Annotated in this window: 15 protein-coding genes; 8 read left to right on the forward strand and 7 right to left on the reverse strand. The window is 44.2% G+C overall.

What is annotated here, in order from left to right:
* Window positions 1–166: 166 nt before the first annotated feature.
* Both LQ983_RS09560 and uvrD read left to right on the forward strand, forming a co-directional pair.
* Window positions 167–1516 carry a GntP family permease gene (locus LQ983_RS09560; RefSeq protein WP_109079691.1) on the forward strand — a complete coding sequence of 450 codons (1350 nt, stop codon included), beginning with the start codon at window positions 167–169 and terminating at the stop codon, window positions 1514–1516.
* A 168-nt stretch (window positions 1517–1684) separates the two neighbouring features.
* Window positions 1685–3859, forward strand: coding sequence for a DNA helicase II (uvrD, locus tag LQ983_RS09565; protein ID WP_230622510.1), 2175 nt, complete (start codon window positions 1685–1687; stop codon window positions 3857–3859).
* Window positions 3860–3908: 49 nt separating this feature from the next.
* On the opposite strand, the gene LQ983_RS09570 is transcribed toward uvrD, so the two are convergent.
* The 4 genes from LQ983_RS09570 to sfsA form a co-directional block, all read right to left on the reverse strand.
* Window positions 3909–5363: a glycoside hydrolase family 32 protein gene (locus LQ983_RS09570; RefSeq protein WP_230622511.1), complete on the reverse strand. Its 1455-nt coding sequence runs from the start codon at window positions 5361–5363 to the stop codon at window positions 3909–3911.
* Window positions 5364–5436: 73 nt separating this feature from the next.
* On the reverse strand, window positions 5437–6363 hold the full coding sequence (locus LQ983_RS09575; protein ID WP_230622512.1) for an aminoimidazole riboside kinase: 927 nt from the start codon (window positions 6361–6363) through the stop codon (window positions 5437–5439).
* Between the two features lie 89 nt (window positions 6364–6452).
* Entirely contained in the window at window positions 6453–7640 is a 1188-nt protein-coding gene (tyrS, locus tag LQ983_RS09580) for a tyrosine--tRNA ligase (protein ID WP_230622513.1), read from the reverse strand.
* A 234-nt stretch (window positions 7641–7874) separates the two neighbouring features.
* Window positions 7875–8606: a DNA/RNA nuclease SfsA gene (gene sfsA, locus LQ983_RS09585; RefSeq protein WP_230622514.1), complete on the reverse strand. Its 732-nt coding sequence runs from the start codon at window positions 8604–8606 to the stop codon at window positions 7875–7877.
* Window positions 8607–8904: 298 nt separating this feature from the next.
* Here sfsA and pntA point away from each other — a divergent pair, with 298 nt between their 5' ends.
* From pntA to selD, 3 genes are all read left to right on the forward strand, one after another.
* Window positions 8905–10440, forward strand: a complete 1536-nt coding sequence (gene pntA / locus LQ983_RS09590; RefSeq protein WP_230622515.1) for a Re/Si-specific NAD(P)(+) transhydrogenase subunit alpha — start codon at window positions 8905–8907, stop codon at window positions 10438–10440.
* Between the two features lie 10 nt (window positions 10441–10450).
* Window positions 10451–11875 carry a Re/Si-specific NAD(P)(+) transhydrogenase subunit beta gene (gene pntB, locus LQ983_RS09595; protein ID WP_230622516.1) on the forward strand — a complete coding sequence of 475 codons (1425 nt, stop codon included), beginning with the start codon at window positions 10451–10453 and terminating at the stop codon, window positions 11873–11875.
* 186 nt (window positions 11876–12061) lie between these two features.
* Complete coding sequence (gene selD, locus LQ983_RS09600; RefSeq protein ID WP_230622644.1) at window positions 12062–13102, forward strand: selenide, water dikinase SelD; 1041 nt, start codon at window positions 12062–12064, stop codon at window positions 13100–13102.
* A gap of 384 nt (window positions 13103–13486) precedes the next feature.
* Here the strand turns inward: selD and LQ983_RS09605 are convergent, their stop codons facing one another.
* Genes LQ983_RS09605 through metH form a run of 3 tightly spaced genes read right to left on the reverse strand, consistent with a single transcriptional unit; the run spans window position 13487 to window position 19124 of the window.
* Window positions 13487–14203: an HNH endonuclease gene (locus LQ983_RS09605; RefSeq protein ID WP_230622517.1), complete on the reverse strand. Its 717-nt coding sequence runs from the start codon at window positions 14201–14203 to the stop codon at window positions 13487–13489.
* A gap of 1 nt (window position 14204) precedes the next feature.
* Window positions 14205–15383 (reverse strand): AAA family ATPase, encoded by a 1179-nt coding sequence (locus tag LQ983_RS09610; protein ID WP_230622518.1) that lies wholly within the window; start codon window positions 15381–15383, stop codon window positions 14205–14207.
* 48 nt (window positions 15384–15431) lie between these two features.
* The gene (gene metH / locus LQ983_RS09615; protein WP_230622645.1) at window positions 15432–19124 is read right to left on the reverse strand and encodes a methionine synthase; all 3693 of its coding nucleotides are present in this window, start codon (window positions 19122–19124) and stop codon (window positions 15432–15434) included.
* 216 nt (window positions 19125–19340) lie between these two features.
* On the opposite strand from metH, the gene LQ983_RS09620 reads away from it, so the two are divergent.
* The 3 genes from LQ983_RS09620 to lolE are packed head-to-tail and all read left to right on the forward strand — an operon-like array spanning window position 19341 to window position 22476.
* A complete protein-coding gene (locus tag LQ983_RS09620; RefSeq protein ID WP_230622519.1) occupies window positions 19341–20525 on the forward strand; it encodes a lipoprotein-releasing ABC transporter permease subunit in 1185 nt (394 codons plus the stop codon).
* Window positions 20526–20539: 14 nt separating this feature from the next.
* Window positions 20540–21226 (forward strand): lipoprotein-releasing ABC transporter ATP-binding protein LolD, encoded by a 687-nt coding sequence (gene lolD / locus LQ983_RS09625; RefSeq protein WP_230622520.1) that lies wholly within the window; start codon window positions 20540–20542, stop codon window positions 21224–21226.
* Window positions 21226–22476: a lipoprotein-releasing ABC transporter permease subunit LolE gene (lolE, locus tag LQ983_RS09630; protein WP_230622521.1), complete on the forward strand. Its 1251-nt coding sequence runs from the start codon at window positions 21226–21228 to the stop codon at window positions 22474–22476. The genes lolD and lolE overlap by 1 nt, the downstream gene beginning before the upstream one ends.
* Window positions 22477–22495 lie beyond the last annotated feature (19 nt).

Genomic DNA, 22495 nt, shown 5'->3' on the forward strand with positions numbered 1-22495 from the left:
ATGTTATCGGTAACAATCCTTTTAGGCTATAAAATGTTCGATTTTGCAGATGAATTAAGCATGAATATATTTTTTGTGATTGTGATCACAGTTATAAATGGTGTCTATTTACCAATTTTGCGATAAGGAGTATGTTACCAGTAACATTTTAACGTGAGGACGAATTATGTTAATTTTCATCATGATCGTAGCGGTACTTTTATTGTTGCTACTTATCATTAAATTTAAAATGCATGCCTTTGTCGCATTGGTTTTAGTTAGTTTATTGACCGCACTTGCAGCAGGCATTTCTGTTGACAAGATTTTGCCGACGCTATTAACCGGCTTCGGCAATACGTTGGCATCGGTTGCCTTGTTGGTTGGCTTGGGTGCCATGATTGGTCGTTTGCTTGAAGTGACTGGTGGGGCCAAAGTACTTGCCGATACTTTAATCAATAAATTCGGTGAACAAAAAGCACCTTTTGCCCTTGGGGTTGCCGCCTTATTATTCGGTTTTCCGATTTTCTTTGATGCCGGTTTGGTCGTGATGTTGCCAATCGTCTTTAGCGTGGCAAAACGCTTTGGCGGTTCCGTCTTACGTTACGCCTTCCCGGTTGCCGGTGCTTTCGCCGTCATGCACGCCTTTTTACCACCGCATCCAGGTCCGGTTGCTTCCGGAGATTTGCTCGGTGTAAATATGGGGTTGATGGTGCTTGTCGGGTTAATTTGTGCTATTCCAACTTGGTACATCGGAACATATTTGTTCAGTATGTACATCAGCAAAAAATTCTTTGTGGAACTGCCGAAAACCTTTTTGAATAGTTCTGCCATTAGCGAAACTTCCGTTCAGAACCCGCCACCCTTCGGACGCGTATTATTTATTTTGGTTTTACCGATTTTCTTAATTCTGTTTGATACCGGTTTAAATACGCTCAGCGTTGCAAAAGTCATCGACGGTTCAGCCTTGTGGGTGCAAAGCTTGCGTTTAATTGGTAAAACACCTATTGCTTTATTAATTACGTTGCTAATCGCGATTGCCTTATTGCGCGGTGAACGTAGCTACGAACAAATCGAAAGCCTCTGTAACAGTGCGCTAGGGCCGATTTGCTCCATTATTTTGGTCACCGGGGCAGGTGGTATGTTCGGTGGCGTATTACGTGCCGGTGGTATCGGCGATGAATTGTCCGCCATGTTATCCAATACCGGCATGCCGATTATTATTGCCGCCTTTATTATTTCCATGGCGTTGCGCGTAGCACAAGGCTCGGCAACGGTTGCATTAACTACCGCTTCCGCATTAATCGCACCGACCGTTGCTGCGGCGACCGATCTTAGTCAATTGGACTTATGCTTTATCGTGATCTCCATCGCCTCAGGCGCCACAGTGTTCTCTCATGTCAATGACAGCGGATTTTGGTTAATGAGTCGCTTTTTGGAAATGGACACCAAAACCACGTTAAAAACCTGGACTATGTTGGAAACCTCAATCGGCTTTGTCGGTTTTATCATTGCATTAATCGGTAGCATTATTTTCTAATACTTCCGGTTTGACTAAAGCGCATCTTTTACGGTGCGCTTTTTTATGAAAAAACATCAGAAAAAAACCACCGCACTTTTTCTTCTTTTCCCTTTCCTTCATTGAGTTTTTAGCAAAAATCGCTATAATTTCGCCTGTACAAAAAAACAGTATTTGTGAGTGAAAATAATGGATTTCGCAGAATTATTAGATGGTTTAAACGATAAACAACGGGAAGCGGTGAGTGCGCCGTTGGGCAATTATTTGGTGTTGGCGGGCGCGGGGAGTGGTAAAACCCGCGTATTAACGCACCGAATCGCGTGGTTGATTGGTGTTGAAGGTGTCTCCGAAGGCAGCATTATGGCGGTGACCTTCACCAACAAAGCTGCCGCAGAAATGCGTCATCGCATTGAATCCGTCTTGTCCGACGGCAATCAGCGTTTGTTTGGGATGTGGGTCGGCACCTTTCATAGTATTGCTCATCGACTTCTGCGTGCCCATCATCTTGATGCGGATTTGCCGCAAGATTTCCAGATTTTAGATTCGGAAGACCAATTGCGTTTACTCAAACGCCTCATGAAATTACATCATTTTGACGAAAAAAGTTTCCCGCCAAAGCAAGCCGCTTGGTATATCAATAATAAAAAAGACGAAGGCTTGCGCCCGAATCAAATTGATGATCATCACGATCGTCAAGAACGAGAATGGATTCGAATTTATCAGATTTATCAAGATGCTTGCGATCGTGCAGGCCTAGTGGATTTTGCTGAAATTTTATTGCGCTCGTACGAATTGTTTTTACATAAGCCACTGATTTTGCAACGTTACCAACAACGTTTTCAGCATATTTTGGTGGATGAGTTCCAAGACACCAACAAAATTCAATATGAATGGATTCGTTTGTTGGCAGGCAAAACAGGCAAAGTGATGATTGTGGGCGATGACGACCAATCTATTTATGGCTGGCGTGGTGCAAAAATCGAAAATATTCAGTTATTTTTGAAAGAGTTTGCCAATGCACAAACCATTCGATTAGAGCAAAATTACCGTTCTACCATGAATATTTTGCAAGCGGCGAATGAGCTGATTTCCAATAACAACAATCGACTCGGGAAAAATTTGTGGTCGGAAGGCAATCAAGGCGACCCTGTAGGCATTTATGCTGCCTTTAACGAATTGGATGAGGCGCTGTTTGTTGCCTCACAAATTAAAACCTGGATTGAAGATGGCGGCAAACTCAACGATTGTGCCATTTTATATCGCAGTAACAGTCAATCACGGGTGATTGAAGAAGCGTTGATTCGTTCACAAATTCCGTATCGTATTTATGGGGGCATGCGCTTCTTCGAACGTCAGGAAATTAAGGATGCTTTGGCGTATTTGCGCTTAATTGCTAATCGCCAAGACGATGCCGCCTTTGAACGGGTAATCAATACACCGCCACGGGGCATTGGCGATCGGACGTTGGACACCTTGCGTAATCTGACTCGCGAACATCAAATCACGTTATGGCAAGCCACCAATTTGGCCTTGCAGGAAAATAAACTGGCAGGTCGTGCTGCGACCGCCTTGCTTCGCTTTATGGAATTAATCAATTCTCTGCAACGGGACACGGAAGAAATGCCGTTGTTTGCACAAACAGATTTTGTGATTAAGCATTCCGGTTTGTATGAAATGTATAAACAGGAAAAGGGCGAAAAAGGCGAAGTGCGTATTGAGAACTTGGAAGAATTGGTCTCTGCCGCTCGCGAATTTATCAAGCCTGAAGAGGCAGAAGACATGACAGAGCTCACGGCTTTCTTGACGCACGCCTCATTAGAAGCGGGTGAAGAACAAGCGGCACCGCATCAAGCCTGTGTGGAAATGATGACCTTGCACTCAGCAAAAGGCTTGGAGTTTCCTCGAGTGTTTATGATTGGCGTGGAGGAAGGGTTATTCCCAAGTTTCCGTTCTTTTGAAGAAGCAGGGCGTTTGGAAGAAGAACGTCGTTTGGCTTATGTGGGGATTACCCGAGCCAAACAAAAACTTACCATTTCTTACGCGGAAAGTCGTCGTTTATATGGCAAAGAAGAACGCCATTTGCCTTCTCGTTTTATCACGGAATTGCCACAGCAATGTTTGCAGGAAATCCGTTTACGCGGCACCGTTACTCGCGCCTTGAATCAAGCCAAAGTAGGCAGTGTTTCTCCGATTACCAATGAAAGCGAATGGAAAATGGGGCAAAAAGTGAAACATGAAAAATTCGGTGTTGGCACGGTGATCAATGTAGAGGGGGCAGACAATAATTTGCGCTTACAAATCGCGTTCCAAAATCAAGGGATAAAATGGCTGATAGCACACTTAGCAAAACTGGAAAAGGTTTAGGTTTGTCGAGATAAAATAAAAAGTGCGGTGAAATTTCACCGCACTTTTTTTATCGATATTGAATAGCTTTGGGATAACCAATCTGTAACGTTAATTTTTGATTGCTTTCCACAACGTTTTTCCGTGATTCAATAAAAAAGCGCGAGGTCATGGTTTTTTCACCGTGATTGAAGAAAATTTCAACAATAGAGCGGTCAAAGAAAATTTCCACGGTTTGCAGATTCTCAATTTCGCAGAAACGTTTACTACCGAATTTTTCCATCAACGCGGTTTGTTCACTTTGGCTACGATCTAAACAAACTAATCCGTTTTCATAAGAAAGGCGCAATAATTGTCCTTGTTCATTTTGGAAGAAGGTTAAATCAAAGGCTTGATTATTCGCTTCAAATTTCACATAAGCACGATCTAAATCTGCAATTTCGGCTTTGCCATCAAGATGAAACGTAGAAAGTGCGGTCAGATTTTCATATGTTTTTGCAATGGGGCGTTGGTGGATTTTGTTGCCTTCTAAGCGCAATTCTCTCGGCAGCGTTAAAGCCGAATGCCATTTAAATTTGTCTGTCGGATAGGTTAAGTCCGGTAATCCGATCCAACTGAACAGGATGGAATTTTCTGTCTTGCTAAGTCCTGCAAAAGTTTGTGGTGCGTAGAAATCAAAGCCTTGGTCCAGTTCGGCGATGTGTTCGGCGTGAAAGGTTAAGCCTTCCAATTTGCCGACGGCATACACCGCGTGGTAGTTATTTTGAAATTGATGAGCTTCCCGTGATTTACCCTGTGGCGACCAGATAAACACATCTTTATTGCCGAGTTTCAATAAATCAGGACATTCCCACATAAATACCTTGCTATTATCAAAGGCAGGCAAGGAAAGTTCGCCGAGTAAACGTGGTGTATCCTCAAGATTGTCCATTTCAAAAATAATCGCCGTACCGGTGAGATTTTCCCGTTGTGCACCGCAGATAAAACGGATTTTTCCGTTTTCGGCAAAATAAGGTTTGGGGTCACGAACGTGTTCCGTATAGCCTTCAGGCGCATTTTCAATTAACGGACGTTTGCTTAACAATTTTCCATTAAGATCGAAAATCGCTAAATTTTGGTAAGGCACGCGTTGATTGTCACTTGGGCGACGGGTGTTGCCGGTGTAGAACATAGCTAATTTATCACCGACTTTTAATGCGCCGCCCGAATAACAGCCGTGGGATTCAAACAGTTCACAAGGAATGAGATCGTCAGCGGATTGATAATGTTGGAAATCTTTGGTGATCAAATGTTTCCAATGCTTCATACCGTGCAGCGCATCGAAGGGAAACCATTGATAAAAAAGGTGATATTTTTCGCCGTCAAAGATGAGACCGTTAGGATCGTTCATCAGTCCGGTTGGTGGCGCAATATGAAAGTGCGGTCGAAAATCTTTGTCTTTTTGCACGGTTTGAGCAATTTCGGCAAGCTCTCCGGATGTTGCCGCAAGGATGCTTTTGTATTTTCCATTGTTGAAAATAGGCATAAGGTTTCTCCCTCTCTGTTGGGGCAGGTGGCACGCATCATAAGATGCGTGCTATTGGATTGAAGCAATGGGATCAGTTTGCCAAAAATTCCGCTAATTGTGCTTTATTCGGCAGGGCAGACATGGCACCTTTTGCCGTGGTCGCTAAAGCGCCACAGGCATTGGCCTGACGGATAATTTGCTCAAGTACAGAAATTTCTTTCCAATTTGCATGTTGTGAAAGCCCGGCAAGAAGACCGCCGACAAAGGCATCGCCCGCACCTGTGGTGTCAACCGGTTTTAAGGCTTTGCCGGCAACGATGTCTTTTTTCCCGGCTAAATGATAGCGTGCGCCGTCTTTGCCCAAGGTCACGATAATCAATTTTTCCGGATAAAGTGCGGTGATTTTTTCAAACGCTTCGTCTAAGGTTTGGGTGTCGGTGAGCAGCGTCAATTCTTCTTCTGAAAATTTCAATACATCTGCCAATGCCACCGCTTGCATAACGGTTTGCTTCATGTCATCAAAACTTGACCAAAGGGATTCACGCAAATTGGGATCAAAAGAGAAGAATCCGCCAGCGGCTTTAATTCGGCGAATCGCTTCAAAGGTGGTTTCACGGGAAGGATTGTTAATTAAGGCAATAGAGCAGCAGTGTAGCCATTCGTTCGCTTGGAAATTAGGTAAGTCCATCACTTGCAAAAACTGGTCCGCGCTTGGATTAACCATAAAGGTAAAGCTACGTTCGCCGTTGTCTAATCCAACGACAACCGTTGAGGTGCGTTGTTGCGGATCAAGAATCATGTGGTTGGTTTGTACGTTTTCCTGTTGCAGGGTTTGTTGCATAAATTCGCCCAAGGGATCTTTGCCCACGCGGCCGATAAACGCACTCTCACCGCCTAAACGGGCGATGCCTACCGCCACATTTGCCGGGGCGCCACCAGCACAACGCAAATAATGATTTTCTCCGTCCGGAATTAAATCCACTACGGCATCACCTAATACCCAGATCTTTTGATGCATATTCTGCTCCTTGTGTTAGCCCTAAAAAACATTGATAAAAATAACCGCACTTTATGATGACATAAGTGCGGTTCATTTTTGTGATGTTTTTATTTCACCGTGACTTTGGCGAACTTACGTTTACCTACTTGGTAAACTGCAGTCGAAGCGCTGATAACAAGTTTGGCGTCTTCTACTTTTTCACCATCAATTTTCACGCCACCTTGTTGTACCATGCGGTTGGCTTCTGAAGTCGAAGCGACCAAGCCGGCGTCTTTTAACAAGTTGGCAAGCCCGATTTCGCCTTCAAAGGTAAATTCAGGCATGTCATCCGGCATCGCGCCTTTTTGGAAGCGGTTGATAAATTCTTGTTCAGCCGCCTCTGCCGCCGCCTCATCATGGAAACGGGCAATAATTTCTTTGGCTAATAAGATTTTGACATCCCGTGGGTTTTTACCATTTGCCACATCTGCTTTTAATTGGGCAATTTCTGTTAATGGACGGAAAGAAAGCAGGTTGTACCAATCCCACATTAAGTCATCGGAAATGGACATGATTTTGCCGAACATTTCGCTTGGCGCTTCGGTGACACCGATATAGTTGCCGAGGGATTTGGACATTTTTTTCTCGCCGTCCAAGCCCACTAATAATGGCAGGGTAATCGCCACTTGTGGCTTTTGACCGGCAGATTTTTGTAATTCACGACCCACTAATAAATTGAATTTTTGGTCGGTTCCGCCTAACTCAACATCGGCTTCCAACGCAACAGAATCGTGACCTTGTAAGAGCGGATAAATAAATTCATGAATCGCAATGGGTTGATTGTTAGAGAAACGTTTTTTGAAATCATCACGTTCCAACATACGGGCAACCGTGTAGTTGCTTGCTAAACGAATCATGCCTTCGGTGCCTAATTTACCCAACCATTCGGAATTGAATACGATGCGGGTTTTTTGCGGATCGAGAATTTTGTAGATTTGTTGTTTATAGGTTTCCGCATTGCGTAACACATCTTCGCGGCTAAGCGGTGGACGAGTCGTGTTTTTGCCGGACGGATCGCCCACCATGCCGGTGAAGTCACCGATTAAGAAAATCACTTCATGACCGAATTGTTGGAATTGGCGTAATTTGTTTAATACAACAGTGTGACCTAAATGAATATCCGGTGCGGTTGGGTCTGCGCCGAGTTTTACGCGCAATGGGCGATTTTCTTTAAGTTTTTCAATTAAATCCTGTTCAGAAAGAATTTCATCTACGCCGCGTTTTAGTTCCGCGAGAACGGTATTCATATCAGTCATGTCTTTTCCTAATGTTATTCAATTTACCGAAAGGCTACATTATAGAGGTTATTCGACAAATTTGAATTATTTTTAAGGAAAACGCCGGATTTCAGGCGAAAAAAAACGCCTCTTGTGGGGGATGAGGCGTTGAAGTTGGAGTGATTATCTATAATTTGTTTTGGTGGTTGAATGATAATTATTCTCAAAAATAATGTCAAGCACTTTAATGAAAATAATTCTCAAATAATTTGCTTAAATTGAGTTTATCTTAAGTGGTACGACCTTTGTGAGATGAAGTGCGGTTGGAATTCCCTGCGTTTTTTCAAATTCAGCGGCATACGCATAGGCTTCCACACCTTCTTTGAGAGCTTGCCGGAAAAGCGCATCGTATTTGGCATCAATGTGTTTTGCGATTTGGAAATGGTCAAAACCATCATGTAAGCCACAGAAGAAAATGACGGCACGATGGCCTTGTTTTTTCATTGCGATCAATTCGCGCAAGTGTTTTTGTCCGCGTGTTGTGACAGCATCGGGAAACATACCGAGTTTTTTGTCGTTATCCACATACGTGATGGATTTTACTTCCACATAACAATCGGGCAGATCTTTGCCTTTTAGCAGAAAATCAATGCGGCTGTTTTCTTCGCCGTATTTCACTTCCGGGTGAATTTCATCATACATAGCCAGTTCGAGAATTTGCTTTTTCTGTAAGGCATCAAAGGTGAGCTGATTAGAGCGGTGCGTATTAATGCAAACCATATTGCCATTGGCTAATTGCGTTAATTCCCATGAACTTGGGTATTTCCGTGTGGCACTATTGGAGGTGGAATACCAGACGATGTCGCCTTCTGCACCACAGCCGATCATCGCGCCGGTATTGGCGCAGTGTAGCGTGGTGATATCGCCGTTTGGCAGTTGCACATCGGTTAAGAAACGTTTGTAACGACGGATTAAGGTGGCGGATTGTAGAGGAGGTAATTGCATTGTGTTTGGCCTTGAGCATCAAAGTGCGGTTAAGTTTTTCAGTGTTTTTAACTGGCCTAATGTGAAATGGCAGTCAAAATATTCGCGCGCTAAGATAGCAAAGCGGGGGAGGAATTTCTAATTTTTTTATGTGCTACCACAAATTGTAATAGGGATCACATATTGAATAAAAAGCCGAAAATTTTTTTTCGTTTTTAGGGGAACAATGATAGAGTGAGGGCTAATTTGACAGCCTAGAGGCGTCATTTCGGGCGGGTAAATTTGTTACCTACATCTTAATCTATCAAAGGGAATCATTATGTTAATTGGTGTACCTAGAGAACTGCTTGATAATGAAAGTCGTGTGGCGGCAACGCCGAAAACGGTTCAGCAAATTTTGAAGCTTGGCTTCGATGTGATTGTTGAACATGATGCGGGTTTCAAAGCGAGTTTTGAAGATCAGGCATTTGTAGCTGCCGGTGCGAAAGTCGGTGATGCCGCACAGGTTTGGCAAGCGGACATTATTTTTAAAGTCAACGCGCCGACCGACGATGAAATCGCTTTAATTAAAGAAGGGGCAACCTTAGTCAGCTTCATCTGGCCAGCGCAAAATTCGCAGCTCATGGAAAAACTGTCAGCGAAAAAAATCAATGTGTTGGCGATGGATGCCGTACCACGTATTTCACGTGCGCAAGCGTTGGATGCATTAAGTTCGATGGCAAACATTGCGGGTTATCGTGCCGTGGTAGAAGCCGCACATGAATTCGGCAGTTTCTTCACCGGACAAATTACCGCCGCAGGTAAAGTGCCACCGGCAAAAGTGTTGGTGATTGGTGCGGGTGTTGCCGGTCTTGCCGCGATTGGTGCAGCAAATAGCCTTGGTGCGATTGTACGTGCTTTTGACTCCCGTCCGGAAGTAAAAGAACAAGTAGAAAGTATGGGCGCCAGCTTCCTTGAAATCGATTTCAAAGAAGAAGGTGGCAGTGGCGATGGCTATGCGAAAGTCATGTCTGAGGAATTCAATCGTCGCGCTCTTGCCCTTTACGCAGAACAAGCGAAAGAAGTGGACATTATCATTACCACCGCATTAATTCCGGGCAAACCTGCACCGCGCTTAATCACCAAAGAAATGGTGGAATCCATGAAACCGGGTAGCGTGATCGTCGATTTAGCGGCAGCGACCGGCGGTAACTGTGAATTGAGTAAAGCCGGCGAAGTGGTGGTCACCGATAATCAAGTGAAAATCATTGGTTACACCGATTTGCCAAGCCGCTTACCAACGCAATCTTCCCAACTTTACGGTACCAACCTGGTTAACTTATTGAAATTGCTTTGCAAAAACAAAGACGGTCAAATCGACATTAATTTTGAAGATGTGGTATTGCGTGGCGTGACAGTAATTCGTGATGGCGAAGTCACATGGCCGGCTCCGCCGATTCAAGTTTCCGCTCAACCGCAACAACAAGCGAAAGCCGCAAGTGCGGTCAAAAAAGAGGAAGAAAAACCAACGGATCCGCGTAAAAAATACGGCATTATGGCGGCAGTGGGTGTGCTTTTCTTATGGCTTACGTCTATTGCGCCGGCGGCTTTCCTTTCTCATTTAACCGTGTTCGTCTTGGCTTGTGTCGTGGGTTACTATGTGGTTTGGAATGTGAGCCATGCGCTACACACTCCATTGATGGCGGTAACCAATGCTATTTCAGGGATTATTATCGTGGGAGCGTTATTGCAAATCTCACAAGGTAATTTCTTCATTAGTGTGTTGGCGTTTATTGCGATTTTAGTGGCAAGCATCAACATTTTCGGTGGCTTCCGCGTCACTCAACGTATGCTTTCCATGTTTAGAAAAGGCTAAGGAGAAAATCATGTCAGAAGGTTTTGTACAAGCTGCGTATATTGTTGCAGCATTACTCTTCATTATGAGCTTAGCCGGTCTTTCTAAACACGAAACGGCAAAAGCAGGGTGCTGGTATGGCATTATCGGGATGGGGATTGCACTCATCGCCACCATCTTCGGGCCAAAATCCGAAGGCACATTGTGGATCATCATTGCGATGGTGATTGGTGGTGCGATTGGTATTCAACGTGCATTAAAAGTCGAAATGACAGAAATGCCGGAATTGGTGGCGATCTTGCACAGTTTCGTCGGCTTGGCTGCCGTATTGGTGGGCTATAACAGCTACGGTTTGCATGATATCCCAACCATGCCGAATGGTTTAAATGACGTAGAACAAGCGAAATTCTTAGCAGAACAAGCCGCACTTGCCAGCGTGCATAACGTGGAAGTGTTCTTGGGGATCTTCATCGGTGCGGTGACCTTCACCGGCTCTGTGGTGGCATTCGGTAAATTAAGCGGAAAAATTAATTCTAAAGCCTTAATGTTGCCACACCGTCATAAATTAAACTTAGCCGCACTTATCGTTTCCGCCTTGTTAATGGTGTCGTTCTTAAATGAACCGGAAAACATCTTCCCAGTGTTGCTGATGACAGTGATTGCCCTTGCATTCGGTTGGCATTTAGTGGCCTCTATCGGTGGTGCAGACATGCCGGTTGTCGTGTCTATGTTGAACTCCTATTCCGGTTGGGCAGCAGCAGCAGCAGGTTTCATGCTTAGCAATGACTTGTTAATCGTGACCGGTGCGCTTGTAGGTTCTTCCGGTGCGATCTTGTCTTACATCATGTGTAAAGCGATGAACCGCTCTTTCATTAGCGTTATCGCGGGTGGTTTTGGTAATGACGTTCAAGTGTCTTCTGATACGGAACAAGGCGAACACCGTGAAACTACCGCAGAAGAAGTGGCAGAATTACTGAAAAATTCTAGCTCTGTGATCATCACCCCGGGATACGGCATGGCAGTGGCGCAAGCACAATATCCGGTGGCAGAAATCACTCAAAAATTACGCGAACGCGGCGTGAATGTGCGTTTCGGTATCCACCCGGTTGCCGGACGTTTGCCGGGCCACATGAACGTGTTATTGGCGGAAGCCAAAGTGCCTTACGACATCGTGTTGGAAATGGATGAAATCAATGACGATTTCGCTGACACCGACACCGTTTTGGTTATCGGCGCGAACGACACCGTAAACCCAGCCGCAATGGATGATCCGCACAGTCCAATCGCCGGTATGCCGGTATTGGAAGTGTGGAAAGCGGCTAACGTGGTGGTATTCAAACGTTCTATGAATACCGGTTACGCCGGCGTACAAAATCCACTGTTCTTCAAAGAAAACACCCAAATGCTGTTTGGCGATGCGAAAGAACGCGTGGATGACATCTTAAAAGCGTTGTAATTGGCTTTGGATGACAAGTTAAAAAATAAAAGTGCGGTGAATTTTCACCGCATTTTTTGTTTCTGAGAAATACATTTCAATTAATGAATCATTCGTCCAATAAAGCTATAATTACACCATTCGTTTAACAAAAAGGAAGTAAGCATGACAGAGCAGGCTTTGCACGCGGAACAGAATGAATGTCTCATAACAAACGACATTCGGCTGACGCAATATAGCCACGGCGCCGGTTGAGGCTGCAAAATATCGCCTAAGGTTTTAGAGGAAATTTTGCATACCGAAATGGCACCGTTTATTGACCCGAATCTCCTTGTCGGCAATGACACCAAGGATGACGCGGCGGTGTATGATTTAGGCAATGGTACGTCGATTATCAGTACCACGGACTTTTTCATGCCCATTGTGGACGATCCTTTCGATTTCGGACGCATTGCGGCAACCAACGCCGTGAGCGACATTTTCGCCATGGGCGGTAAACCGATCATGGCGATTGCGGTGTTTGGCTTTCCAATTAACAAATTGCCTGCAAGCGTGGCACAGCGCATTATTGACGGCGGCCGTTTTGCTTGTCAGGAAGCGGGCATTGCCCTTGCCGGCGGACATTCTATTGACTCGCCCGAACCGATTTTTGGCTTAGCCGTAACCGGTATTATCGACACCGATAAAGTGAAACGAAATGCCACGGCACAAGCGGGCTGTCACTTGTATTTAACCAAGCCACTGGGCATCGGCGTATTAACTACCGCAGAAAAACGAGGCAAATTAAAAGCAGAACATAAAGGTTTGGCGACCAAGTGGATGTGCCAAATGAATTTGCTGGGAAGTCAGCTTTCAAACATTGACGGCGTCACCGCCATGACGGATGTTACCGGTTTCGGTTTGTTAGGGCATTTAGCCGAAATCTGCGAAGGCTCCAACCTCAATGCCGAAGTGGATTTTGCTAACATTAAAACCCTAGACGGTGTCGATGATTACATTGCACAAGGCTGTATTCCGGGCGGAACAAACCGTAATTTCGACAGCTACGGACACAAAATCGCTCCAATAACGGATTTACAGAAAGCCGTATTATGCGATCCGCAAACCTCCGGCGGCTTACTCATCGCAGTCAAACCTGATTCGGAAAAAGAGGTTTTTGTCGTTGCACAAAACGCCGGCGTTGAGTTATATCCTGTCGGCAAACTCATCGAACGACAAGCCACACCGGAATTTATTGTGGTGAAATAGCAGTTAATTTTCTGATCAAAGTGCGGTCATTTTTCCGAGTGTTTTTTGAAATGAAAAACGTTTGAGGAAATGACCGCATTTTTTTAGTCATGAAAATGTATGCTGGCGTGCGTTTCCTAACGGCGCTAAAGAAAGTAAATAAAGTGCGGTGAGTTTTTGAAGTGTTTTTTGGTGAAATGTGGCACACGCTAGGAAGTGTGCGCCAACAGAGATGTGAAAATAAAGAAAGATAGCGCCAGCGTCCACGCTGGTGCTGTTTAATAAAACATTGTGAATTCTACGCAACCGTTGGCAGAACCAATATTCAAAATCCGTTGGATTTTTTGACCGCACTTTTAGCTGAGAGGCACAAGCGAGGACGCTTGCGCCATCGTCGGGGACTTACTATCTAGATTCTAAAGCAATTAATTTAGTTTCTTTATCTAATTCTTCTAATTCATCATTCCAATATCCGTTTTCTGATAATAAATCCTTAATGTGGACATAATCTGAATTTGAATGCAGGGTATGAGAACAGAATGCAGAAAACTCTCCACTTTTACTGCAAGCAGTTAATAGAGATTGTAATCGATTTCTTTGATCTAATAAGTCAATAATTACTTTTATATGTTCCAATGTTTCATTAACCTCATTGCATAATCTAAATCTTGGTATACAAAGCCTTCCATTGTCATTCAGGTTTAATACTTTAATTGTAATTTTTCCCATCTCAGTTTTAGAATAAAGTCGACAACCTTGAATTGAAAAATGATGTTTAGGAAGATCAACATAAGGGTTAACTATTGGGATCTTTACCGTATCATGATTGCCTTTTGGAGAATTACAACGTCCACAGGATGGCAATAGATTTTCCCAAATAACAACTTCTTCTGGATAAAGCGATTTAGGATGAAAGTGTTCTACTTGACTATAAGAATCAGTCTCTTGGAGTATACATTCACAATAAGCACATTTTTTATTTGATGATTCTAATAAAGGCTCTTTTATTTCTGATCTATTCCATACTGTCTTTTTAGTGTCCAACTGGTACTGCTTTGTAAGCTCTTGTACCTTTTCATCTGTTAAGTAATCAGGTTTAGGTGCCCGTTGTAATGGTATCATTTTACTCTCCAGTTAATGCTTTTAACTGAAATCTAAATAATGTAAGTTCAGTGCTTTGAGGGTGTAATCTAGTTTCTAATTCAGAAAAAATAGCTTTGGCACTTTCAACATTTTCTTCATCTAATGCCGTATTAAATTTAGATAAAGTTAATCTGTACCATTCTGTTCTTAAATCCCTCATTCCCATAACATCAGTAAGGATTTCTTCTATACTCCATCCATTAAAGCCATTACGTGCACTTTCTAAATCTTTCTTATTAAGAATACCATTAATACCTTCTAAGGCTATTACCTGATTATGTTCCGCAGTTTGAATTACGTGAGGGCTATGAGTTGTAACAATAAATTGTGTATTCGGGAAGGCTCTTTTCAGAACATTACAAATTTTATTTTGCCATTCAGGATGTAAATGTAGTTCTATTTCATCAATTATAATTATCCCATTGAATTTTTTAGCGTCTATATCAGGAAAGCGGATTTGTATTTCTCTTATAATTCCCCATATGATGAATAAACAACTCTTAAAGCCAGATGATAAGTATTCATAAGGAATTTCACCTGTTGGAGAGTTAATATATATTTCCATATCTTGTTTAATTGAAGAAAAACTATAATTATAATTTAGTAAGGCAATAGCCTCTTTTGCGTATCCTATGTTTTTCTTATTAACTTCTACTGCGTATTCCTGTTTTGAAAGAAATTCATTTATAATAAACCAATCTTTTAAATTATTTCTAGAAACACCATTTAGATTTTGATCGGTATGCTCATCTTTATTATCATATATTTTTAATGAATCTATTGGTTGATATGAGAAAAACCTGTCTACTTTGAAATACATTAAAAATTTTGAGTAATTTTTCCAAAATTGATAAAGGTTAAGGTGATTATTATGATTATTATTTTCTCGTGGGTAGAAAGAATCTACGATATATTCTATTTTCTTAAATTCCTCATCTATATTAGTTATACTTAATTTAACTAGACCTCTATTAGAATCAGCTTTTTTCTTTAGTTTATTTTGAGAATATCTTGTAAAACATGCGGTTACTGATTCGATAATATTTGTTTTGCCAATACCATTTTCCCCACAAATTATATTCAAATGAGGATTCAATTTTTCTAACTTTAGAGATGAGATTCCACCAACATCTTGTATTGTTAAAGATTCAATTTCCATTTTTAGTTATTCCTTCATATTTTAGTTAGAACTACCAAACTAGATGAGCTACTTCATCGCCACACCCAACCACTTCATCATCTCTCTCTCATCCCAACCTTTACGTTTGGCATAATCTTGAGCTTGGTCTTCATCAATGCGACCTAAGGTGAAATAGTTGCTTGCCGGGTGGGTGAAGTACCAACCGCAGACGGAAGCCGCCGGCCACATGGCGTAGCTTTCGGTGAGTTTCATGCCGATGCGTTGTTCGACTTCTAATAAATCCCAAATCAAGGCTTTTTCCGTGTGTTCCGGACAGCTTGGATAACCCGGCGCAGGGCGGATACCGACGTAGTTTTCATTGATTAAACCTTGATTATCGAATTCCTCTTGCGTGTAGCCCCAAATGCGGGTGCGGAGTTCAAAGTGCAGGTATTCTGCCATAGCTTCGGCGAGGCGATCGCCTACGGCTTGCAGCAAGATGGCGTTGTAGTCGTCGCCTGCCGCTTTGTAGCCTTCCACTAAATCCATTTCTTCAATGCCTGCGCATACAGCAAACATGCCGAACCAGTCTTTTTTGCCACTTTCGCGATCGGCGATAAAGTCACTTAAGCAGAAGTTAAATGGGCTTTTGCTGTTTTTACCACGTTCCGTTTGTTGGCGTAAGCCGTAAGCGGTGCCAATGGTTTGTGTGCGTTCTTCATCAGAAAATAGCACCACATCGTCGCCCAAACGTTCCGCAGGGAAAATGCCTAAAATACCACTTGGGTTGAGCTTGTGGTTTTGTTCTAATTCATCCAATACCACTTGTGCATCATTCCATACACGACGGGCTTCTTCGCCGCCCTCCGGATAATCAAAGGCATCCGGATAGCCACCCATTAATCCCCAAATACGGAAGAATGGCGACCAGTCGATGAATTTACGCAGTTCGGCAATCGGCACGTTTTTAAATTCCACAATGCCCGTTTGTTTTGGCGTTGGCGGTACATAATCCGCCCATTCGCCGCTAAAGCCATCAAAACGGTTGGCGCGGGCTTCTTCAATGCTGAGTTGCTTACGCAGTGGTTTGCGGTTAGCAAAAGATTGTTGGATTTTTTCGTAATCCTTCTTGAATTGTTCCCACAATGCCGCACGCCCTTCCGGATTCATCAATGTGGCACACACCGTTACCGCACGGGAGGCGTTGGAGGTATAGAACACACCGTGTTGTTTATATTTTGGATAAAGTTTAATGGCGGTATGTTCTTTAGAGGTGGTCGCACCGCCAATCAAAACGGGCAAGTCCAAACCTAAACGCGTCATTTCGCTGAGGAAGTATTCCATTTCATCTAAAGAAGGCGTAATTAAACCGCTCAAGCCAATAAGATCCGCTTTTTCATCAATAGCGGTTTGAATGATTTTGTCCGCCGGTACCATCACGCCCAAGTCAATCACTTCAAAGTTATTACATTGCAACACCACGCTTACGATGTTTTTGCCAATGTCGTGCACGTCGCCTTTCACGGTGGCGATCACCACTTTACCATTGCTGGAGCCTTTTTGTTTGGTGGCGTTGATAAACGGCTCTAAATACGCTACCGATTGTTTCATCACGCGCGCGGATTTCACCACTTGCGGTAGGAACATTTTGCCGTCGCCGAACAAATCGCCCACCACATCCATGCCAGCCATGAGCGGGCCTTCGATCACTTCTAACGGCGTTGGCAATTTTTGGCGGGCTTCTTCGGTGTCTTCGATGATGTACGTGGTAATGCCTTTCACAAGGGCGTGTTTTAAGCGTTCTTCCACCGTCCACGTGCGCCATTCGGCGACAGAATCGACCGCACTTTCATCGTTGCCTTGATTACGATATTTTTCTGCAATATCGAGCAATTTTTCGGTAGCATCCGGGCTGCGGTTTAAGACGGCATCTTCTACGATTTCACGCAATTCAGGATCGAGATCGTCATAAATCGCAAGCTGGCCTGCGTTCACAATCCCCATGTCCATGCCTTGTTTGATGGCGTGATAGAGGAAGACCGCGTGAATGGCTTCACGCATCACGTTGTTACCACGGAAGGAGAAGGACACGTTTGACACACCGCCGGAAATCTTGGCGTGCGGCAAGCTGCGTTTAATGCGACCTGTGGCGTTGATGAAATCTACGCCGTAGTTGTTGTGTTCTTCAATCCCGGTGCCAATGGCGAAAATATTCGGGTCGAAAATGATGTCTTCCGGCGGGAAGCCAAGTTGGTTGACTAAGATGTTATAGGCACGGGTACAGATTTCCACTTTGCGATCTTCGGTGTCCGCTTGCCCAACTTCGTCGAATGCCATCACGACCACAGCAGCGCCGTATTTACGTACCAGTTTGGCGTGTTCGATAAAAATCTCTTCGCCTTCTTTCAACGAGATAGAGTTCACAATCGGTTTGCCTTGCACTGATTGCAAGCCTGCTTCAATCACTTCCCATTTGGAGGAGTCGATCATCACCGGCACTTTGGCTGCATCGGGTTCTGTCGCCATAATATTGAGGAAACGGGTCATGCATTTTTTGCCGTCGAGCAAGGCCTCGTCCATGTTCACGTCGATGACTTGTGCGCCGTTTTCCACTTGGTCGATAGCAATTTCAATGGCTTCGGCAAATTTGTCTTCTTTAATTAAGCGTTTGAATTTCGCCGAACCTGTCACGTTATTGCGTTCTCCCACGTTCACGAACAGGCTTTCATCATCAATGTTGAGCGGTTCTAAACCTGATAAACGCATGGCAGTTTTGATTTGTGGCAATTTGCGTGGTGGGATATTTTCTACCGCCTCGGCAAAGGCTTTAATGTGTTCCGGTGTGGTGCCGCAACAGCCGCCGATAATGTTCACAAAGCCGCTTTCCGCCCATTCTTTAAGGTGTGCCGCCATGTCTTCTGCACCAAGATCGTAGCCGCCGAAGGCATTTGGCAAGCCCGCATTCGGGTGTACGGAAACATAGGTTTCACTGATTTTAGACAGTTGTTCAACATACTGGCGTAATTCTTTAGGGCCTAGCGCACAGTTCAAACCGAATGTGAGTGGTTTGGCGTGGCGCAGGGAGTTGTAGAACGCTTCGGTGGTTTGTCCTGAAAGGGTACGGCCGGAAGCATCAGTAATGGTGCCGGAAATCATGATTGGCAATTCCACGCCTAATTCTTCAAATACGGTTTCGATGGCAAATACCGCGGCTTTGGCATTTAGCGTGTCGAAAATGGTTTCGATCATAATTAAATCAGCGCCACCTTCGATTAAGCCGCGTGTAGCTTCTGAATAGGCATCCACCAATTCCATAAAGGTGACGTTACGGAAACCCGGATCGTTTACGTTCGGGGAAATGGAGGCAGTGCGGTTAGTCGGGCCTAGAATCCCCGCGACGAATCTTGGTTTTTCCGGTGTGCTGTATTTATCCGCCGCCAAACGTGCCAGTTTCGCGCCGGCAAAGTTGAGTTCGTAAGCAATGGATTGCAAGTCGTAATCCGCTTGCGCAATGGTCGTGGAGCTGAACGTATTGGTTTCAATAATGTCCGCGCCTGCTTCTAAATATTTTTCGTGAATGGCGGAAATGAGTAACGGTTGGGTGAGGGTCAGCAAATCATTATTGCCGCGTAAATCGACCGCACTTTCAGCAAAGCGTTCGCCACGGAAATCCGCTTCGGTGAGTTTATATTTTTGGATCATCGTGCCCATGGCGCCGTCTAAAATTAAGATACGTTGGGCGAGGGCATTTTTTAGTATTTCAGTGGTGTTTTTCAAAATAAGCTTTCCGTTTGTTGGAGTTCAAATAAATGGGAGGAATAGTAGGAAGATGTGCTTGCGCTGTCAAATGTTATCTCTCTAAAAGTGCGGTGATTTTTTAGCGTGTTTTTTCGGTAGGCTTAAGAGAATTCTTTGCCGATTTTCTGCTTTTTATCTTGGTCTATGCTAAACTAGCGCGCAATTTTTCTCGTATTTTTGAATGATTTTTTATCCCTTATGACCTTATCTACCCCTCTTTTTATTGCATTGCGCTATTGGCGGGCAAAAAGTGCTGATCGTTTTGGACGGTTGGTGACGAATTTAGCCAGTTTCGGCATTGTGCTTGGCGTGATGGCATTAATTATCGTGCTATCTGTGATGAACGGTTTGGAAGGCTATCAAAAACAACAGGTGCTTTCTTCCATTCCACACGCCATTGTCAGCCCGAACGGCAAGGTGAAGATCGACGATGCCGAGCCAACTATGCCGAATTTCGTGCAAAAAGCCGTGCCGATAAATATGACGAATGTGATTTTTCAAACCGCGGGCGGTGTCAGCGCAGGGCAAGTGATTGGGATTCGACAATTTGCGGATGACCCGATTTTATCCACATTGTCTGAGCAGAATTTTGAGGATTTGTTACCGACAGGCGAATTTAAAATTATCATTGGCGATCAGCTGGCGCAGAAATTAAACCTGCATGTCGGCGACAAAGTGCGTTTAATGATTACCGAAAACAGCCAATACACGCCATTTGGGCGCGTGCCATTGCAACGTTTATTTACCGTCAGTGAAATCTATTTTGAGACGGGCGAAGTCTCCGGTTATGAAGCGTTTGCCAATTTAACGGATATTGGGCGCTTAATGCGAATTCAGCCGGGCGAAGCCCAAGGTTTCCGTTTATTTTTAACGGATCCGTTCCAAATTACCGAGCTGCCGGCGGCATTTCCATCCGCAGCGCAAATCACCGATTGGCGCATACAAAAAGGCGAGTTTTTCCAAGCGGTTCGCATGGAAAAAAATATGATGGGCTTGTTGGTGAGCTTAATTATTGTGGTGGCGGTGTCCAATATTATTACGTCTTTAAGCCTGATGGTGGTCGACAAACAGGGCGAAATTGCCATTTTACAAACCCTCGGTTTAACAAAAGGACAGGTGCGTTCCATCTTTATTTATCAAGGTTTATTGGTGGGGTTAATGGGCACCTTGGCGGGTGCCATATTGGGCGTGTTAGTAACGTTAAATTTGGATGCTATCGTGAATATCTTAGGCGCAAAAACGATGTATTTACCGACCGCACTTGAGCCTTGGCAAATCCTGACGATTATCGTGTTTTCCTTATTATTGTCATTGTTATCCACTATTTATCCGGCCTATCGCGCCGCGAAAGTGGAACCGGCAGAAGCCTTGCGCTACGAATAAAAAGAGATGAGAAAATGAATACAGCATTATTATCTTGCCAAAATGTGAGTAAATTTTATCAAGAAGGCACCCAACAAACGGAAGTGCTAAAACAGGTGTCTTTTTCTATGCAACCGAGTGAGTTGGTCGCGATTGTGGGCAGTTCAGGTTCGGGCAAAAGTACGTTGCTGCACACCTTGGGCGGCTTGGATCAACCGAGCAGCGGTGAAGTGTTTATTAAAGGGCAATCGTTGCAACAAATGAGCCCGAACGCCTTGGCGAAGTTGCGCAATCAATATTTAGGCTTTGTGTATCAGTTTCATCATTTAATGGCAGATTTCACCGCACTTGAGAACGTGATGATGCCGATGCTTATCGGGCAACAAAATAAAACAGAAGCACAGGATCGCGCCGAACAGATCTTAAGTGCGGTCGGTTTACAGCACAGAATTTCACATCGTCCCTCAGCATTATCCGGTGGGGAACGCCAACGTGTGGCGATTGCCCGTGCGTTGGTGAATAATCCGGCATTGGTGTTAGCAGACGAACCTACGGGAAATTTGGATCACAAAACCACGGAAAGCATTTTTGAGTTGATTCAACAGCTCAACCAAGAAAAGCAAATTGCGTTCTTGTTGGTGACCCACGACTTGAATTTGGCGGAAAAATTGAATCGCCGTTTAATTATGCAAGACGGCGTGTTACGCGAGGAAAATGCCTGATGAATACGCCATTTTTTATTAGTTGGCGCTATCAACGCAGTAAGCATAAAAACCGTTTGGTGTCGCTGATTTCATTTTTTTCCAGCATGGGCATAGCCTTGGGCGTGGCGGTGTTAATTATCGGTTTAAGCGCCATGAATGGCTTTGAACGCGAGCTCAATCAACGTATTTTGGCGGTGGTGCCGCATGCGGAAATTTCCTCTGCAAACGGGCAAAGCAATGCACCGATTGATCATTGGCAACATCTTGCCGCTAAGTTGAAACAAAATCCGCAAATCATTGGCGTTTCGCCTTTTGTCAGTTTTACCGCTCTCGTGGAAAACGGCGCGAAATTAAAAGTAGTGCAAATTAAAGGCGTGGAAACGGCATTGCAGGATCAAGTGAGTTCTCTTGGGCGTTTCGTGTTAAATCAAGGATGGCAAAATTTCGCTCAACATGGCGGTTTGGTGCTGGGTTCGGGCATCGCTCGAGAGTTGGATGTGCAAGAGGGGGATTGGGTTTCCTTGTTAATTTCACAACAAAAAGGCACGGAAAATTTAACCCAGCCGTTGCGTGAAGGGATTCAAGTAACCGGCATTTTGCGTTTAGACGGCCAGTTGGATCACAGTTATGCCCTCATGCCATTAGTACAAGCGCAGCAGTTGATGAATTATAAAGCGGAACAGGTGAGCGGAGTAGAATTGAAAACCGCCGATCCGTTTAACATTCAAACCCTTGATTATTCTATGTTGCAAGATTATCCGCAGATGCTCTACCTGCAAAACTGGATCAGTAAATTTGGCTATATGTATCGCGATATTCAGCTGATTCGCACGGTGATGTACATTGCCATGGTACTAGTGATTGGGGTGGCGTGTTTTAATATCGTGTCCACGCTCATCATGGCGGTGAAAGATAAAGCCGGTGACATTGCCATCATGCGTACTCTTGGGGCGAATAATGGGTTTATTAAGCGTATTTTTATTTGGTATGGCTTGCAGGCAGGCATGAAAGGCTGTCTGATTGGGATTGTGTTGGGCGTGATTTTGGCCTTAAATTTGACCGCACTTATTCAAGGATTGGAAAGTGTCATCGGCAGAAAATTATTGTCCGACGGCATTTATTTTGTGGACTTCCTCCCAACCGAACTCCATTGGCAGGATGTGTTGTTGGTGTTGCTTTCTGCGTTACTTCTCAGTTTATTTGCCAGCCTTTATCCGGCAAATCGTGCGGCAAAATTGCAACCGGCACAGGTATTAAGCGGCCATTAAAAAAATCAAATAAACTAGT

Origin of the sequence: Aggregatibacter sp. Marseille-P9115 (assembly GCF_920939465.1) — a bacterium.
Lineage (GTDB): Bacteria > Pseudomonadota > Gammaproteobacteria > Enterobacterales > Pasteurellaceae > Aggregatibacter > Aggregatibacter segnis_B.